At 40.3% G+C, this 18659-nt stretch carries 10 protein-coding genes and 1 pseudogene; 3 read left to right on the top strand and 8 right to left on the bottom strand.

Going from position 1 to position 18659, the window contains the following annotated elements; all coding sequences use genetic code 11:
• Positions 1 to 175: 175 nt before the first annotated feature.
• The gene (gene polA, locus LC115_06825; protein MCZ2356388.1) at positions 176 to 2998 is read right to left on the bottom strand and encodes a DNA polymerase I; all 2823 of its coding nucleotides are present in this window, start codon (positions 2996 to 2998) and stop codon (positions 176 to 178) included.
• A gap of 4 nt (positions 2999 to 3002) precedes the next feature.
• A complete protein-coding gene (locus LC115_06820; protein MCZ2356387.1) occupies positions 3003 to 4634 on the bottom strand; it encodes an acyl-CoA carboxylase subunit beta in 1632 nt (543 codons plus the stop codon).
• Positions 4635 to 4759: 125 nt separating this feature from the next.
• On the opposite strand from LC115_06820, the gene LC115_06815 reads away from it, so the two are divergent.
• On the top strand, positions 4760 to 5206 hold the full coding sequence (locus LC115_06815) for a carboxymuconolactone decarboxylase family protein (protein MCZ2356386.1): 447 nt from the start codon (positions 4760 to 4762) through the stop codon (positions 5204 to 5206).
• A 193-nt stretch (positions 5207 to 5399) separates the two neighbouring features.
• On the opposite strand, the pseudogene LC115_06810 reads toward LC115_06815, so the two are convergent.
• Positions 5400 to 8774, bottom strand: a pseudogene (locus LC115_06810) (PKD domain-containing protein).
• Between the two features lie 273 nt (positions 8775 to 9047).
• Here LC115_06810 and LC115_06805 point away from each other — a divergent pair.
• Positions 9048 to 12272: a S8 family serine peptidase gene (locus tag LC115_06805; GenBank protein ID MCZ2356385.1), complete on the top strand. Its 3225-nt coding sequence runs from the start codon at positions 9048 to 9050 to the stop codon at positions 12270 to 12272.
• A gap of 33 nt (positions 12273 to 12305) precedes the next feature.
• Here the strand turns inward: LC115_06805 and LC115_06800 are convergent, their stop codons facing one another.
• The 3 genes from LC115_06800 to hutU form a co-directional block, all read right to left on the bottom strand.
• Positions 12306 to 13220 (bottom strand): sulfotransferase domain-containing protein, encoded by a 915-nt coding sequence (locus LC115_06800; GenBank protein MCZ2356384.1) that lies wholly within the window; start codon positions 13218 to 13220, stop codon positions 12306 to 12308.
• A 297-nt stretch (positions 13221 to 13517) separates the two neighbouring features.
• Positions 13518 to 14312, bottom strand: coding sequence for a T9SS type A sorting domain-containing protein (locus tag LC115_06795; GenBank protein MCZ2356383.1), 795 nt, complete (start codon positions 14310 to 14312; stop codon positions 13518 to 13520).
• Positions 14313 to 14385: 73 nt separating this feature from the next.
• Positions 14386 to 16059 carry a urocanate hydratase gene (gene hutU / locus LC115_06790; GenBank protein MCZ2356382.1) on the bottom strand — a complete coding sequence of 558 codons (1674 nt, stop codon included), beginning with the start codon at positions 16057 to 16059 and terminating at the stop codon, positions 14386 to 14388.
• A gap of 240 nt (positions 16060 to 16299) precedes the next feature.
• Between hutU and LC115_06785 the strand changes: the two genes are divergently transcribed.
• Positions 16300 to 16686 (top strand): hypothetical protein, encoded by a 387-nt coding sequence (locus tag LC115_06785; protein MCZ2356381.1) that lies wholly within the window; start codon positions 16300 to 16302, stop codon positions 16684 to 16686.
• 30 nt (positions 16687 to 16716) lie between these two features.
• On the opposite strand, the gene LC115_06780 is transcribed toward LC115_06785, so the two are convergent.
• Both LC115_06780 and LC115_06775 read right to left on the bottom strand, forming a co-directional pair.
• Positions 16717 to 17178, bottom strand: a complete 462-nt coding sequence (locus LC115_06780; protein MCZ2356380.1) for a hypothetical protein — start codon at positions 17176 to 17178, stop codon at positions 16717 to 16719.
• 19 nt (positions 17179 to 17197) lie between these two features.
• Positions 17198 to 18595 carry a phosphoglucomutase/phosphomannomutase family protein gene (locus tag LC115_06775; GenBank protein ID MCZ2356379.1) on the bottom strand — a complete coding sequence of 466 codons (1398 nt, stop codon included), beginning with the start codon at positions 18593 to 18595 and terminating at the stop codon, positions 17198 to 17200.
• Positions 18596 to 18659 lie beyond the last annotated feature (64 nt).

Below are 18659 nucleotides of genomic sequence, written 5' to 3'. Positions count from 1 at the left end.
AAAAAATCCAATATGCAAAATATTGGTCTTGTTTATTTTTCACTATCGTATTAGACTACTTTTAACCTCGGATAAATGTTGGTTTTTTGTTTGTTTTGATTACAGATAAATATACTAAAATCAGCATCTTACCCAATTTATAAATACTTAATTAATTAAAAATTAAAAATGTTGGTTAGTGCGCATCTAACCAATTGTTGGCTATTCCAACCGAAACTTCAACCGGCACATTGGGAAGCGGCATCGCCTCTACCATCGTTTTTTCTGCTATTTGCTTAACTATTTCGATTTCTGTTTCGGGAATTTCTAAAAGTAGTTCATCATGAACCTGTAAAATAATTTTTGATTTTAAGTTATTTTTTATCAATGCTTTATGCAGGTTTATCATGGCTAATTTAATCATGTCTGCTGCTGAACCTTGAATAGGTGCATTGATGGCGTTTCTTTCTGCAAAGCCACGAATGGTAGCATTCGCGGAATGAATGTCCTTTAAGTATCGCCTTCTTCCAAGCATCGTTTCTGCGTATCCGGAGACGCGTGTTCTTTCTATCGAAGAGAGCATATACTTTTTGATTCCCGGAAACTGTTCAAAATAAGCATCTATGATAGCTTGTGCTTCGCTTTTTTTAATAGTCAGTCGCTGGGCTAAACCAAAGGGGGTAATTCCGTAGATGATTCCAAAGTTAATTGTTTTGGCTTTTCGGCGCATTTCTGCATTTACTTGCTCAGGCGGTACTCCAAATACTTTGGCTGCTGTTTCTGTATGAATATCGGCGTGTTTTGCAAAAGCTACTATCATGTTAGAATCTTGACTTAGTGCCGCCATGATGCGCAGTTCAATTTGGGAATAATCTGCTGCCATGAGTTTGCAGCCTTTCTCGGCAATAAATGCTTTTCGGATTTCTTTTCCCCGAAGGGTGCGAATAGGAATATTTTGGAGGTTGGGATTTTGGGAGCTTAACCTCCCTGTTGATGTAACAGCCTGATTGTAAGTAGTATGAACCCTTCCTGTGCGGGAGTTTACTAACATCGGTAAAGCATCTACGTATGTAGAGCGTAACTTGATTAACTCTCTGTAATCTAAGAGTTTCTCTACAATTGGGTGAGACCCTAAGAGTTGCTGCATCACCTCTTCGTCAGTAGAATACTGCCCTGTCGGCGTTTTTTTGCCGCTGGCAATACCTAATTTTTCAAATAAAACCACCCCAAGCTGTTTGGGTGAACTGATGTTAAATTGCTCACCTGCCAATTCATAGATTGTTTGTTCAAGCACAGAAGATTCCGCAGCGAGTTCAGCAGAATACGCCTGCAAAAAAGAAATGTCTATTTTTATTCCGGTGCTTTCCATGTCATTTAAAACAGGCACTAACGGCAATTCGATATTTTCTAAAATATATTTTGGCGCGTGTAACTCCGGAAGATTAAACTGCTCTTCAAACTTATGATACAACTGCAACGTAACGTCAGCATCTTCGCAGGCATATTCTACCAACTTATGGGTCTCTACATGACGCATCGAAAGTTGTTTTTTTCCTTTTTTCCCAATAAGTGATTCTATTGAAACGGGGATATAACTTAAATATTTCTGCGAAAGAAAATCCATATTATGCTTACTATCAGAATCTAAGATATAATGTGCCAGCATAGTATCATAAAAGGGTTGGCAAACATTAATTCCATATTTCTGCAAAATGTGCATATCGTAGCTGATATTTTGAGCTATTTTCAGGCAATTTGGGTTTGTGAATATCTTTCTAAATAGTTCTATTTTTTTTCGTGTTTGGCTATCATCAGCCGGAAACAGAATACAATAGGCTTTTCCCGCTTCAAATGAAATGGTGAGGGCTACAAGCTCTGCCTCAGCAATATTCAAGGAAGTCGTTTCGGTATCAAAGCAAAATAAAGGTTGCTGCAAAGCCTGCTCCACCAACTTTTCACATTCAGATTCTGTGCTGCACAAAAAGTATTGGTGTGGGTAATTCAGAATATTTTTTTCTGTATTAGAAAACAGTTCTTGTTGAGGTGATGAAGTTCCGTTTTGTATAGCCGGAAAAGGTAGCGCAGAAAATAATGTTGGGTTAGGGTTATTGGTATGGGAAGAAGTTATTGTCTTTACGAAGTTAGCATATTTACCTGTTAATCGGGCAGATAGCGTTTTAAATTCTAATTGGGTTAAAATAGCTTTTAGGCGTTGCCAGTCTGGGTCGCAGATAGCCAAAGCCGGTAAATCCAAAGTTACGGGTACATCTATAAGAATTGTTGCTAACTTTTTAGATAAAATACCTAAATCTGCATTTGTTTCAAGGGTTTCTCTGACACTTTTTTTAGTAATTCTATGGGTGTTTTGGATAATTTCTTCGAGGTTTTGGAACTGCTGTAAGAGTTCAAGGGCAGTCTTTTCGCCTATTTTGGGAACTCCGGGGATGTTATCCGAAGCATCACCTCTTAATCCCAACCAATCAGCAACTTGTTCTGGAGATATTCCCAGTTTTTCCTTAACAGCATCTCTGTCTAATAATTCTTCCGGACGGTCTTTGTTGCCCGGTCTTAGCCAAAAGATGTGGTCATTTACTAATTGGGCATAGTCTTTATCTGGAGTAAACATCAAAACGGTTATGTTTTGGTGTGCAGCCTGAGTTGCAATAGTTCCGATAACATCATCGGCTTCGTAGCCTGCCATGCTTAGGATGGGGATTTTTAGGGCTTCTAATAGTTCATGGCAATACGGAATAGCGGCAGCTAATTCTTCCGGCATAGCTTGGCGGTGTGCTTTATAGGCAAAAAAGGCTTCATGCCTAACAGAAGGTTCTCCCGTATCAAAGGCGACACCCAAGTATTGAGGCTCATATCTAAACACAACCTCTAACAAGGAGTTTGTAAACCCAAAAATAGACGATGTGTTTATTCCGGTACTGGTAGTTCGGGGGTTTTTTGAGAACGCAAAATGTGAACGATACAGCAGTGCATAAGCATCTATTAACAACAATTTGGTTTTCATTTGGTTATGTTTGAATAACACCTACGTTGTAGGGCCGAATCACCGCATTATGGTTAGCTACATCTATTCCGATAGAGATGGTTTTTCGGGTGCTGCGTGGGTCTATGATGTTATCTACCCAGAGTCTTGCGGCGGCATAGTAAGGCGACATCTGGGAGTTATAACGGGCTGTGATTTCTTCTAATAGTCTTTTTTCTTTTTCGGGATCTATTGTTTGTCCGTTTCTTTTGAGTGCTGAAACCTGTATTTGCAGTAAAGTATTAGCGGCTTGTGCACCTCCCATTACGGCGATTTGTGCTGTTGGCCAAGCAAAAATCAGGCGAGGGTCATAAGCCTTGCCGCACATAGCATAGTTTCCAGCTCCATAAGAATTTCCTACAATAAAGGTAAACTTCGGCACTACTGAGTTAGCCATAGCACTGACTAATTTTGCTCCGTCTTTTATGATTCCGCCGTGTTCACTTTTGCTACCAACCATAAAACCGGTTACATCTTGAAAGAAAATCAAGGGGATTCTCTTTTGGTTGCAGTTCATAACAAATCTGGCGGCTTTATCTGCGGAATCAGAATAAACGACTCCGCCAATTTGCATTTCGCCTTTTTTATTTTTGACGATTAGCCGCTGGTTAGCTACTATCCCTACAGACCAGCCGTCAATTCGGGCATAGGTTGTGATAATGGTTTTTCCATATCCTGCTTTGTATTCATCCATAGAGCCGGCATCCACGATGCACTTGAGTAGTTCGCGCATATCATAAGGTTTTTGCCTGTCTGGTGGCAAAATATGGAAGATTTGCTCCGGCGAATATTCCGGTTCTATGGCAGCAATTCGGTTAAAGTTAGCCGTAGGAAAATTACCTTGTTTTGCAACCAAGCTACGAATCGTATGTAAACATTCGGTATCATCTTTAACTTTATAGTCCGTAACGCCGGAGATTTCGCTATGGGTCGTAGCTCCGCCAAGTGTTTCGTTATCAATATTTTCTCCGATAGCAGATTTTACCAAAAAAGATCCTGCCAGAAATACCGAACCTGTTCCTTCTACAATCAGGGCTTCGTCGCTCATGATGGGCAGGTATGCGCCTCCTGCTACACAAGATCCCATTATCGCAGCTATTTGTGGGATTCCCATACTACTTATGACGGCATTATTTCGGAAAGTACGGCCAAAATGGTCTTTATCGGCAAATATTTCTGACTGCATGGGTAGGTAAACTCCGGCACTATCTACCAAATAAATAATTGGCAGATAATTTTCTATGCTGATTTCCTGCGCACGCAAGGTTTTTTTTCCGGTCATGGGAAACCAAGCTCCGGCCTTTACTGTTGCGTCATTAGCTACGATAATGCAACGTTTTCCACTTACTTTTGCGATAACGACAATAACTCCGCCGGAAGCACATCCACCTTCTTCGGGATACATATTAAATGCTGCAAATGTGCCTAACTCTACTAAGTCATTCGGGTCATCTACCAGCATTTGAATACGTTCACGGGCTGTTAGTTTCCCTTTTTCTTTGTGTGTCCGTACAGATTTTTCGCCCCCTCCAGCAAAAACAATATCCTGATTTTTTGTTAACTCTTCTAACCAGCGTTGATGCTGCTCCGGTATATTAATGGTTGTTTCTTCTTTCATTACTTTTACTTGCAAACCTACAAAACTCTACCATTACTTAATATTACTATCAAGAATTTATTCCCCAATCTCCAAAAACTATATTTTTGTTGTGTACTAAATTAAATCATTTTAATACTTTTTTTATGAAAAAACGAATCACCATTAGCTCTCTTGAGCCTAAGTCTTACGAAATCCTGATTGAGATGGAGAAATATATAGCTACAACTGATATAAGCCATCAACTTCGGGAACTCATCAAGATACGGGCTTCACAAATTAACAAATGTGCCTATTGCCTCGAGATGCACACCGAAGATACCAGAAAATCAGGCGAAACGGAACAACGGATTTATGCGCTATCTGCTTGGGAAGAAAGCCCACATTTTACAGACGCAGAAAAAGCTGTACTTGCTTTAACAGAAGAAATAACTAAACTCCATGAGCACGGCGTTAAGGATGTTACTTTCCAAAATGTACAACGATACTTCACTGATAATCAAGTCGCCCAGATTATTATTGTGATTAATCAGATAAACTTTTGGAACAGGATAAACGTAGCCACAAGCCAAACTTATACATCTTCTGAGTAAATAAGTTGCATTTAGCATAGTTTCATCTGTTAATAACTATACAAACGAGAAGAGGCTGCCCGGAAAGGGCAGCCTCTTCTCGTTTGTATAGTTCAAATAACTTTTAGTGCTTTACCTGAAGTTGGCCTACCCAAGTTCCGGAGACGTTATTTATCTTGACCCAGTAAATACCACCGGCAATATTTTCTGTTGGTATTTTAACTGTTTTTTCACCGGCTAAAAATATACCTTCTTGATGCCAAACAATTCGGCCAAACGCATCTACTAATTGTATTTGTGTCTTCCCCTCTTGGGTTTGATTCCAAGATAATGTAGTGCTTTCCCAAGTTGGGTTAGGATAGATTGACGGATGAAGTGAGTTTACTAATGCCTCATTAGCAGTTGCTTGGAGTACAACTATTGTTTTGGTTGCTGTGCCAGAACAGGTGTTAGCATCTGTAACAGTGAGGGTAACTGTGTAGTTACCTTCGGCTGTATAAGTTGCTTGGGGATTTTCGTTGTTTGAAGTATTGCCATCTCCAAATGACCAAGTGTAACTATTTCCTGAACCGGGAGATGTGTTGGTGAAATCTACAGTTACATTTGGTAGATAAAAGGTATCTGCGGTAGTTGTGAATGATGCCGTAGGAGCTGGATTTACCGTAACAGTTTGATTAGCAACGGCAGAAGTACAACCACCTGCGATAGCTATTACGCTGTACTGCCCTGAATTTGAAGCAGATACATTGGGAATAGATATGGTTGCAGAAAACGAAGTGAATGAATTTGGCCCCGTCCAGCTATACATAGCTCCCGGCGTAGCTGATGAAGCTGTTAAACTCAATGTTGAACCGGCACACACAATAGCACTACCGGAAATAGAGGGCGTTGAAGTTGTATTTACTGTAACAGTTTGATTAGCAACGGCAGAAGTACAACCACCTGCAATAGCTATTACGCTATATGAGCCGGCATTTGAAGCAGATACATTGGGAATAGATATGGTTGCAGACGTTGAAGTGAATGAATTTGGTCCTGTCCAGCTATACGTAGCTCCCGGCGTAGCTGATGAAGCTGTTAAGCTCAATGTTGAACCAAGGCAAACAGGTGAATTACCGGAAATAGACGGTGTTGAAGTCGCTTGTACCGTAACAGTCTGGTTAGCAACCGTAGAAGTACAGCCACCTGCAATGGCTATTACGCTGTACTGCCCTGAATTTGAAGTAGATGCATTGGGAATGGATATAGTCGCAGATGTTGAAGTGAATGAATTTGGCCCTGTCCAGCTATACGTAGCTCCCGGCGTAGCTGATGAAGCTGTTAAGCTCAACGTTGAACTAGGGCAAACAGTAGCACTACCGGAAATAGACGGCGTTGCAACAGAGTTAACAGTGATATAACTTGTCTTTATCAAGGTGTCATTACCACAGGTACCATAAGCTATTAACGTAACGGGATAAGTTCCTGCTGTGTTGTATTTTATAGCCGGATTTGCTGCTGTTGAAGTTGAGGGTGTGCCGCCGGGAAATGACCATGAATAGGTACTTGCTTGGGTTGAACTATTGGTAAATGTTAATGTCCCTCCGGCACACGCAGTAGTTCCTGATACCGAGAAGTTTGCCGTTGGATACACTGGATTTATGAATATATAGTGAGAAATATTTACGCCCCATGAGTTAGCCGTATCAGAATAGGGATACCATGCGTTAGTGCTCCATTGCTCCCATGCGGTGCCGGGGGCAGGTGTGTTTCCAAATCTATTGGTGTATAGTGCTATCGTATCTCCGGCAGCATAGGTATATTCTACACCCACATAAATATTTCCAGAAACCGTTAATGGGGTTGGTAGAACTACCAAAGTTGCTCTATTTTGAGCTACGTCTGCCATCAACGTTTGATAAGTAACATTTTGCTGGAACAGGACTCCGCCTGGAACGCCTCCTGGTCCTGTAGAATCCCAAATTTTTAGTGTAACGTACTTAGATGCGGGAGAGTTGGATTTAGCAACACCTACACCAAACGTAACACTCCCGATGGTGTATGACGAAGCTAATGTAAATTTATCCACTTTGGCCTTGTCTTGAAAGGTATTATGGCCGGCGAGATAGCCGTTGGTTGCTGAACCTGCATAATAAATGGACAACGTATCATCACTGGTATAATTACCGATAGAACTGCAACTTGAACTTTGCATACAAGTAGCACCGGGGGTTGCGTAAACAAAACGTCCATTAACAGAACCGTATTTTGTTAATTTTGAAATATCCCCAGTCCAACTTGTGGGACTATTCGTAGGAGAGTTAAAATCACAGCGATTTAAAGAACTACCTTTGCCATTAGCTAAGGTATCCCAAGGTAAAGCATTGCTGTAAGTAACTGTAAACACCGCATTATCATAGTTGTCTATCATGGTTATGGGTTCTCCGGTATTTAACAGAACGCCGCTATTCCACTGAATTACTTTGCCCGGAATGGTTCCAAAAAAGCTATTAAATATAGACAAGGTTTTACATAAAACAAGAGAGCTATTTGCCGGTATTGAATCTGCAAGTTGGAAAGTATTTATAAATGCATCTGAAATAGCGCATCCGTTAAGGTATGCTGTTTGAGATGAGGTATTAAAGATTTCAATAAACTCCAATGAGTCTGAGGAAGATGGGTCATTATACATAATTTCGGTAATCTGTATTCGGCTTAATGCGTTATCGGCTTTTAAGGTAAATACTTGTGGGTTTACCATAGTATTGCCGGCTAAATCCGCAATATTGCTTACCGTTAAGGTGTTGGTATTTACATAAGATAATGGTGTTGAGAGAGATAAGGTAACTGTGTCTAATGATACATTTCGCACGGCGTTGGTTACAGAAAGCCCAGTATAATTGGCTGTATTTTCAGCAGAAATGCCAACGGCTTCACTAAAAGCGACTTTTACTTGTGTCGTAGATTTTGGTTTCGCATAATTGGTTGTTGGGGGGATAATATCACCGCCAGCTTCCTCTAAGGTAGCATTATCCATAACGAAGCGGGCTGCTGATCCTGTTCCATTTCCACGGGATATTTCTATCTTGATGCGTACATTAGCTTGGTTATTAGCGGTAATCGGAAGACCGTATATAAACTGCTGAAAAGGAATCCCCGAAGCATTGGCAAATGCAGCACTATCTCCAATCTGTGTAGGAGTTGTGTAGGTAGTGCCACCATCTATAGAAGTGCTAATCTTTACTACACAATTTCTGTTAGAACCAGCAGGGCTAAAATTGGTGTCTGTAGAAGCCCAAAATTTAAACTGAACATTAGAATAGGCCGATAAATTTGCAGAAATAGTAATCACCGGCGTAAATGTTGATGTTGGTAACGCTGATAAAGAACGAATGCCGCCCGCTACTTTCTTGGAATATTGACAAATCCGAATAGAGTCCAAGCCTCTCACTTCATTTCCAACCCAGTTGCTTAAGAAAGTGGCATTTAAACCCGTTGTAAAATTGGCCTCAAAATTTTGAGAATACGGTAATGAGCTTATCTGCCCAAATACCCATACATTCGATATGCATAGTATTAATACTAAAAACCAGTGTCGCATTCGTTCCATAATGATATATTTTTTATTAAGATTACAAAGTTACAGGATTTGAATATGCTGCGTATCCATAAATCAAAAAAACAACTGCCTTAATTTGGGGTTGAGGCTCTATTTGGTTATACTTATAGGCACTCAATTACACAACTAAAAAAAATGAATCTAAGCTATACTTAAAACTTATTGTTCATAATATCCTTTCTAAGCCACTGCTAAAAAAATTACTATTCCAAATGCTACTATTTTTGTGGCCTTGTAAATCAAAAAGTTGTATTTTTGGACTGTATGAAACGTTTTTGGGGATTTGGCAGCATTATTTGGATTTGGGTAATATGCTCTCAGGCGTTATTAGGTCAAACTTCTGCTGAACCTAATAAATTGATTATTAAGATAAAGCCAGAATGGCACTCTCAATGCCAAACAAATTCAATTCAAATTAAGGAGTTACAGTTGATTTTTAATGAGCTATCTGTAACTAAAATTGCTAAGGTTTTTCCGTTTCATCAGCCTCCCGCAGCCTTAAAATCCAGTTTTGGTGATCCCTTAGTTGATATTTCATTGATTTATGAACTAACATATACCGCGAACCGATCTTTATATGAAGGTATTCAACTTTTTGAAAAACAGCATTGCATTGCTTATTGTGAGCCGAAATATATTTACGAAGTAATGTATTCCCCCAATGACCCTACTTTTGGCTCTCAATCTAATCTTTCGGTTATTCAAGCTCAGTTAGGTTGGGATATTTCCAAAGGGGATACCAACACAGTCATTGCCGTTGTAGATGCAGCTATCCAATGGGATCATCCGGATTTGATTGATAATATAAAATACAACTGGAATGACCCTATTGACGGAGTTGATAACGATGGGGACGGCTACACAGATAACTTTCGAGGTTGGGATATGGGAGAAAATGATAATAACACAGCTATCAGTTCTCTGCCTAATCCGGTTTTGCCCCACGGAACTTGGGTATCCGGCATCGTTTCTGCCACTACGGATAACGGAATTGGTATTTCCGGAGTTGGATTCAAGTGTAAGCTGTTACCCATTAAAGCGTGCTCCGATTATAGCCCCGGCATTTCACAAGGTTATACCGGAATTGTTTATGCTGCCGACCACGGAGCCAGTGTTATCAATTGTTCTTGGGGTGGAACAGTACAAAGCCAATTGGGGCAAGATGCTGTTAATTACGCAACTTTTAACAAAAACGCCTTAGTCATTGCCGCTGCCGGTAATGCTAATAATGAAGCCAAATACTTCCCAGCAAGCTATGACAATGTAATTTCGGTAACAGCTACCGATGATAACGACATCAAATGTGGCGTTTCTTCATTTAACTCTAAGGTTGATGTTTGCGCACCCGGTTCAGCAAGAACCACAGATTATCTCAATGGTTATAAATTTGATGGCTGCTATACTTCTTATTCTTCACCGGTAGCTGCCGGAGTAGCGGCTATCATTCGTTCATATTATCCAAACTACTCCGCAGTACAGGCAGGCGAGCATCTTCGGGTTACATCCGTAAAAATAGATACTTTGAATCCAAGCTATTCCAGAAAACTTGGCTTCGGAAGGGTGGACATGCAACGTGCCTTATTTGTAACCTCCCCCGCAATTAGGTTGCAAACCTACTCTGTATCAGACCAGATTAATACCATACCGGAACCCGGAGATACTATGAATCTAACAGGAGTATTTCGTAACTACTTGTCTCCCACTTCAAATCTGAAAGTAACCATTACCTCCTTAGATCCAAGTATTGTATCTATAATCTCCGGCGTAACTATACTTGGAGGCATTGGCACAAACCAAATCAAATCAAACTTAATTCCATTTAAAATTGCTATTTCTCCCTCTGCACCCCAAAACTATGTTGCTACTATTCTACTTAGCTATAATGACGGCCCTTATACTGACCAAGAATTATTAGAAATCACCATTAACCCAACTTATGTAAACTTGTATGGCGGTTCAGTTGCTACAACTATCAATAGTCGCGGAAATATCGGCTATCATGATTACCGAAATAAAAATACCGGACTTGGATTTGCTTTTATGGGAAGTTCTTCATTACTTTATGAGGGTGGGTTGGTTATTGGTTATCCCAAAAGCAATAAATTGCTGAACAATATCCGAAATTCCAATGGTTCGGATGCTGATTTTCAGGGAATCTCTCGGGCAACTGCCCTAAAGCCCGGCTTATCTGACATGGACGGGATAGCCCACTTTAATGATGCTAACGCAGATTCTAATAAACTAAATATTCAGATTGACCAACGGGCACTTACTTTCCTAAGAGCACCGGAAGATAGTTTGGTTATGATACATTATGTTATCAAAAACCAAAATTTTTACCCTATCGATAGTTTATACTTCGGTATTTTTGCAGATTGGGATATTGGGGAAAATTCTGCTCAAAACCGTGCCGAGGTGGACTCCGTAAATCGAGTTGGATTCTGCTCAACCACAGACACCACAAGCACTGCTTATTGCGGAATAGCGCTATTAGAGCAAAATATTGGTTTTAACTGCTATGGTGCCGCTGCCTCCACATTTCGCTTTGATAGACGCAGCGATAAATTAGCCGCAATCACCCAAGGAACAGCCTCCGGTAATGCCTTTACTAACTACCCCGGAGCAGATATAGTACAGTTTGTTTCCGCCGGACCATTATTTATCCTACCCGGTGATTCTCAAATAGTTACATTTGCAATAATTGGAGCTAATAGCCAAAATAGCTTAATTCAAAATATATCTCGTGCCCGCGCATTGAAAAGATGTTTATTTGAGCAGCAACGGCTCAATATAAATTTACCCAACGAAGTATTCGGTTGTGGCAAAGTTACCCTAAACGTTACTACGCCCGCTGCGGTTTCTTACCTTTGGTCAAATAACCAAACAACTCCAATCATAACAACCGGTAGCTCAGGCGTTTATATCGTTAATGTTCAGGATTCTTTTGGCTGTATTACATCGGCTCAAACAGTTGTAACGATAGTACCAAACGTTACGGCACACATTCAGGTAAGCCAAACCAATGCTACTACCTTAGATACTATCTACTTTAAAGATGCCTCCACCAACAGCACTACTTGGAATTGGAATTTTGGTGATGGCTACGGAACTAATGGCAAAGAAGTCAAACATACTTATCAACAGCCGGGTACATACACCGCTCGGCTGATTGCCAAAAATGAAGCCTGCTCTGATACAACATACGTTACCATCAAAATTGGAATGGTTGGATTAGAAAATGCCTCTTTGCAAGAATTTAAAATATACCCAAATCCGGCCAAAAATAAACTCTGGATTGAAATACCAGACCTCACACCGGAATTGAATGCCTCATTGAAATATTTATCCGGCTCAACCATTCAAACTTGGCATTTAAAACCAAACCATATTTCAACAGTAATTGACTTACCGGAACTTCCGGCAGGCTTGTATGTCTTAGAAATCAGCACTCAGCAGGGAATCATCAGGCAAAAAATCGCTATCGAATAACCTAAGGTAGCTTCATTTTCGGTTGGTTTTTTCTTAAAAATTCCACGGAGGAGTTTGGCCGGTCAGTTCTGCGAGTTCTATAACGGATGGACGATAATATGCCGCTAATTTTTGCCCTATCTCTTCATTAAGAGATACTTCCGTTTTCTTTTTAGCATTAATACTCAGATAAAGAGGTTCTACTGTTTTTCGTAAAAACTTGAAAAACGTATGGATAATCGGTATTTTGAGTGTATAATGCCGGAGTTTATACCGAAACTCATGATATAATTTGTGAATGCCCGGCCTACGTATCTCCATCGTTACATTTTCAGCTTGGAAACGATAGCTTTGGTAAAAATCTGGGTCAATACCTCCAAATGAAGCAACCGACTGCATAACTTTTCCTGGATAATCACTAAGTTCTTCATACCAGCAGATTTTAATAGATTCTTTAGGGAAAAAGCGCAGCCAATGTTTTATGTAATCTACATATTTTCCTTGCTGTAGCGCAAGTTCATACTGCTGAGTTGGTTTTTCAATTGCAAATAGGTTCGAAACGTACCCTTCAAAAGTAACTGATTGTGGCAAATAGCCGGTTTGCTGTGCAAATTTATACCAAGATTGCAAGCGAGAAACAGGGTTTCTGAGCAACAGCAATATCTTGATATTCGGTATTTCCCGGCTAATACGTTCAGGAGTAGTTAAGTCATGTAAATAATCCGGCGTAGATTCCATACATACTTGTTCACCTTTGGGAGAAAAATAACCCTCATAAACTGCTATTGGGTGCGTAGCAATTCTGGCAGGAGCCAGTAGCGGATACTCAGGAGATAAAAAAAAACGGGTTTCTTTATAGGAGGCTGCCGCAACCTGAGGATGGTCTGCTAAATAACGAAAAACAGAAGTCGTTGCAGCCTTAGTCGTTCCAGCCACAATCAAAAAAGGATATTGTTGCGTAATTTTCATGGGCAGCAAAATTCAATAAATTTAACATTAACCTTATGCTAATATTTGGATATTATGCCCAATAATTAGTTTGACTTCTGGTATAGACAATAAAGTTATTTCTTATTACCAAATCTTTTCATCATACTTTCTGAACCCCAACCTATTACTTTATAATACTTCAAAAGCCGGAATATGTTCCGGCTTTTGAAGTATCTATATTGAGAAATCCTGATTTTTTAGAAATTCAAAAAAACTAATTCAGTTACGTGTTAGATGAATCCTAAATACTAAAATCAGTGTTATTTTAGGAAATTCTTAGTTTTTGACTAACTTCCGTGAAGTTTGGTATTCTCCTACTTGAATAGCTACGTTGTATAACCCTGATGGAAGGCTGGATATGTCTAATGTTTCTTCATATTCTCCGGCAGGGGTCATACCTTTGGTTTGGGTGCTTACTACACGGCCGTGCATATCATATATGCGGATGCTTATGGATTGTGGTTTTGTTAGACTAAAACGAACTTTGGTTATTTCTTGAGCCGGATTAGGGAATACATTGAGTTTTAAGTTACTCACAACTTCATGGTCAATGCCTAATGTGCTTACAATTGCTATCCGGTATTTGAAATCTTGGGGTTGAGTTATAGGGCCAAGTGCAGACTGAACGGTAACATTCAGGCGAATAGCTACGGAGTCAGTAACAGCATTTAGGGTGGTAGGGGTTCCTGTTAATTTTACACAGCCATAAGGTCCAATATCTTTTCCTTGAGTATTTTTTACGTTATCATCGTTATAGGTAGAATCTGCAGCTGCTGGCTGCCAAGTTAGGCCGGCTGGAATATTTACAATGTCTGAAATTTTTACTTTCTTAACGGTAACTTGCCCAAGTGGCCCACCATTAGCGGTTTGAGCAATCACAAAACGTAACTCTTGTTTATTTGCAGGAACATTTTCGTTCACAAGCAATTCCAATACAGGATACGGAACAATACAGGCAGCAGTGGTATCGCTGGGAACGCAAGCATTGGGATCCGGACTGCAAATAACCTGTGCCTTAGATTGAGTTGCCAATAAAGCAAACACAGATAATGTAAAAACTAATCGTTTCATAATGATTTAGAAATATGTTGCGACAAAAGTACATTTTTATAATAACTTAGCCAAATTGGATGAAAATTATTTTTCATCTATTTAATCTATCTGCTAAGTTGAGGTTATGCTTATGGGCGGTATCTTTGGCGATATCATAGCCGGCATCTAAGTGTCTGAGGACTCCCATAGCGGGGTCATTATGGAGCACTCGTTGAAGCCTTTTGGCGGCTTCGGGTGTTCCGTCTGCTACTATAACTTGGCCTGCATGAATGGAATAGCCTATTCCTACTCCGCCTCCGTGGTGTAGAGATACCCAACTGGCACCACTGGCTGTGTTTACTAAGGCATTCAGGATTGGCCAGTCGGCTACGGCATCAGAACCGTCAAGCATAGCTTCCGTTTCACGGTTAGGTGAGGCTACTGAACCGGTATCTAAATGGTCTCTTCCGATGACAATAGGTGCTTTGACCCGTTTTTCGGCTACCAATTTGTTGAAGGCTAAGCCGGCTTTGGCGCGCTCTCCTTGTCCAAGCCAGCAAATCCTTGCCGGTAATCCTTGAAATGCAATACGTTCTTGCGCCATCTTTATCCAGCGTGCTAATGGTTTGTTTTCGGGAAATAATTCTAAGATAACCTTATCGGTTTCATAGATGTCATTCGGGTCTCCGGAGAGGGCTGCCCAGCGAAAAGGGCCTTTTCCCTCGCAAAATAGCGGGCGGACATAAGCCGGTACAAAGCCCGGAAAGTCAAAGGCATCAGAAACACCTTGTGTAAGTGCTTGCCCACGAAGGTTATTTCCGTAGTCAAAAGTTATCGCACCGCGTTTTTGCAGTGCAAGCATCAGGCGCACATGCTCCGCCATCGTTTGTAAAGATAGCTTGATATACTCTTCGGAGTTACTCTGCCTTAGTTGTTTAGCTTCGGTTACGGTTATATTTTCCGGATAATATCCGATAAGTGCATCATGGGCGGAAGTCTGGTCGGTAAGGGTATCCGGGGTTATGTTTCGCTCTAGAAGTCTGCGGAGTAACGTAACTGCATTACATGAAACACCGATGGAAATTGCTTGGTTGTTATTTTTAGCTTCAATAGCGCGGTCAATAGCTTCATCAAGGTCATTAACCATAAAATCCAGATATTTTGTTTGGATTCTTTTTTCGATTCTCCATGCTTCTACTTCGGCGGCGAGGCAAACGCCTTCATTCATCGTGATTGCGAGGGGTTGTGCGCCGCCCATGCCTCCTAATCCGGCGGTTACATTCAATTTGCCTTTTAAAGTTCCTCCAAAATGTTTATTTGCTAAGGCAGAAAAGGTTTCGTAAGTCCCTTGCACAATACCTTGTGAGCCAATATAAATCCAACTACCGGCAGTCATTTGTCCGTACATCATCAGGCCTTGTTTTTCGAGGTCTCTAAAATGATCCCAAGTAGCCCATTTGGGTACTAACATCGAATTGGAGATTAACACACGTGGTGCCTCCGGGTGTGTTGGCAAGATGCCTACCGGTTTTCCGGATTGTATAAGCAGGGTTTCGTCGTTTTCTAAGTCTTTTAATGCTTTGAGAATCAACTGTAGAGATTCAAAATTTCGTGCTGCCTTTCCGGTTCCGCCATAAACGATAAGGTCTTCCGGACACTCTGCAACGTTTGGATCTAAATTGTTGAGTAACATTCGGTAGGCAGCTTCTTGTATCCAACCTTTGCAGGTAAGGTCTGTTCCCGTGGGGGTGCGCGGAATATTTATTTTCGTCGGTTGTGTCAGCATAATACGGCAAAAATAACACATTTTAAGAAAATTATTACCCAAAATTGTCTTTTTCTGCTGCGCTTATTGCATAATTAGTTGTGATGATTTTCAGTATTGTATCGTACTCTTTTTAGCATTTTGTAATCCTTTTTGAATCTTACAAAAATCACCCTACTTTTGCTGAGAGGTGAATAACGACAAGTATTTGAGATAAAGCTCTTGTTAATCATTCTCAATAAAAAATATAACTATTAGATAATGAACACCTTAGCTGATGCGGTTGGCCCTCTTTTTTTATTTGGCCTTTTAATGATTCCTATCATTGGGATTATTCTTGTGGGGATTATTGAGGGGATTATTCTCTATAGGTTTAATTTTACGTCGTCCTTTAAATCAGGGATATATCAAGGAATTTTTATCAATACACTGTCTTTAGCGATAGGTCTTGTATTAATACCTTTATTAAGCGAAGAACTTCCGATGTGGATAAAAGCGGTATTTCTAATCGTTATTTCTATTGTTTCTGAGGGGACATGGATTTACTTTCGTTTGCCTCGAAAGCCTTGGCCGGTGTTTGTTTCGGTGGTGGTCGGAATGAATCTTTTTACAGCGTTAGTTATCTTTATTATTTCTAAATTAACTTAATTATCAATTTGTTAGAATAATACAAGTAATTTATAGCCCGCCAAGGTAGTAGATTGTCGGGTTTCCGCCTGATGCAGGAAAAAACACTTGTACCGGAGCAGGTAATCCGTTGTCTTTTGATTTTTTAGATAGATAATATTCAACGATACGCCCTTGTTCTGTATTTGGCTCGTGCCCAACTGTTGTTTGTCCTTTTTCTCGCATACGAGCTACCAAGACCGGATATTGATATAGTGCAGCTACTTCATGCGCTTTTTGAAAACTGTATTCAAATACGTCTCGAATTAGGCGTTTTCCGTCTTCCGTTTTTAAGCTGCTATGTACGCAGCCCAAAACGATTTTTTCAGATTCTTCAATATTCTGAACCTGTAATCCCCGAATTAAATCATTTAATAGTTGATTTACTTTGGGTTCTACGGTAACGTTTTGGGCATCGGAATTTAGCTTAAACGTTAAATTGATCACCAACAATATGATGAATATGCGGTTCATACCATCATTTTATCAAAAATCAGGCCAAAATAGTTGCAATTGTTTTTTCTAAGATGTCGTTTGCTTGTTGTTTGGTTGCACCTTCGGCATAAATGCGTAATACGGGTTCTGTTCCGGAAGGGCGAATCATCACCCAAGTAGAGTCTGAAAGCCAGAATTTATATCCGTCTAAAGTATCTACTTGGGTAACGTGATAATCTCCAAATTTTGGGTAAGAATTTTCGCGGCAGCAAACCATGATGGCTTGTTTTAGGGTTTCTGCCAAATGTAAATCTTGCCGTTGCACTGAAAAAGAACCGATAACTTCATATAATTCTTGGATGAGTTCTGTCAGCTTCTTGCCTGTTTTTGCCATAAACTCCATGATCATCAGGCCGATATAAATCCCATCTCGTTCCGGAACGTGCCCTAAAACTGAAATGCCACCGGATTCCTCACCACCAACCAACACTTTTTCTTGAATCATAATTTCACAAATATGTTTAAATCCGATTTTGGTTACCTCTAAAGGCAGGCCATAGTCTTGGCAAATTTTTTGAATTTTTGAAGTACAAGAAAAAGAGCAAGCTACTTTTCCTGTTTCTTTTTTATATTTATGTAAATAATGAATCAGAATTAATATAATATGATGAGAATCAACGAATTGTGCGTTTTCGTCATATAGGCCGATTCGGTCTGCATCTCCGTCAGTAGCTAAGCCCACACTTAGTTTTTGTTCTCTGATAAGGGTTTCAAAGGGCTGCAGATTTTTTTCGATTGGTTCTGGAGCTTGCCCCATAAAAGACGGATTATAGTCGCAGTGAAGCAGTGTTGCTTTGGGTAGCAGCTTCCGAACGGCGTTCTGGCCGGCACCGTACATAGCATCATAACCAATGCTTATATTTGCATTTCGGATAGCATCAATATCAAAAGATTGCCTTAAATGATTGATATACAATGCTTCTGCGTCATAATATTCGATTTTTCGTTGGGTTAGGAGTTCATCGAATTTATCTTCTACGGGCTGGGGTGCTTCTGGAATTAAGTTTTCGATTTCGGTAATCATAGCCGGTGTAGCTGGGCCGCCATAGTTTCCTTTTACTTTGTATCCCGAATATTCCGGTGGGTTATGGGATGCCGTGATGATGATGCCTGCTGTTGTTTGGCGTTGAGCCGTAGCCAAGGAAACCATCGGGGTGCTGGAAAATCCGGGTGTCAAAAATACGCGGATACCCATCTGCGCTAACTGGTTAGCTACTGCTTGCGCAAACAAACGGCCATTAAACCGGCAATCATAGCCCAACATAACTGTAGGCTTTTCAGAAAATTGAAATAACCATTTTCCGGTTGCATACGTTACCCGATTTAAGTTATCAAAAGTAAAATCACGGGCTATCACTGCTCGCCAGCCATCTGTACCAAATTGTATTTTTGACATATCTTTTGGCCACAAAGGTACAATTTTTAGCTTATTAAAAGGTATCTTGGATGGCCAATTTTGT

This window comes from Bacteroidia bacterium (assembly GCA_026932145.1).
GTDB lineage: Bacteria > Bacteroidota > Bacteroidia > J057 > JAIXKT01 > JAIXKT01.
This window is presented reverse-complemented; position numbering and strand designations above follow the sequence as displayed.

What these genes read in the sequence shown, in the direction of transcription:
- LC115_06785 (MCZ2356381.1), top strand. Translation starts at nt 16,300, where the DNA reads ATGAACACCTTAGCTGATGCGGTTGGCCCTCTTTTTTTATTTGGCCTT.
- LC115_06795 (MCZ2356383.1), bottom strand. Translation starts at nt 14,312, where the DNA reads ATGAAACGATTAGTTTTTACATTATCTGTGTTTGCTTTATTGGCAACT.
- LC115_06805 (MCZ2356385.1), top strand. Translation starts at nt 9,048, where the DNA reads ATGAAACGTTTTTGGGGATTTGGCAGCATTATTTGGATTTGGGTAATA.
- polA (MCZ2356388.1), bottom strand. Translation starts at nt 2,998, where the DNA reads ATGAAAACCAAATTGTTGTTAATAGATGCTTATGCACTGCTGTATCGT.
- LC115_06820 (MCZ2356387.1), bottom strand. Translation starts at nt 4,634, where the DNA reads ATGAAAGAAGAAACAACCATTAATATACCGGAGCAGCATCAACGCTGG.
- LC115_06775 (MCZ2356379.1), bottom strand. Translation starts at nt 18,595, where the DNA reads ATGTCAAAAATACAATTTGGTACAGATGGCTGGCGAGCAGTGATAGCC.
- LC115_06815 (MCZ2356386.1), top strand. Translation starts at nt 4,760, where the DNA reads ATGAAAAAACGAATCACCATTAGCTCTCTTGAGCCTAAGTCTTACGAA.
- hutU (MCZ2356382.1), bottom strand. Translation starts at nt 16,059, where the DNA reads ATGCTGACACAACCGACGAAAATAAATATTCCGCGCACCCCCACGGGA.
- LC115_06780 (MCZ2356380.1), bottom strand. Translation starts at nt 17,178, where the DNA reads ATGAACCGCATATTCATCATATTGTTGGTGATCAATTTAACGTTTAAG.
- LC115_06800 (MCZ2356384.1), bottom strand. Translation starts at nt 13,220, where the DNA reads ATGAAAATTACGCAACAATATCCTTTTTTGATTGTGGCTGGAACGACT.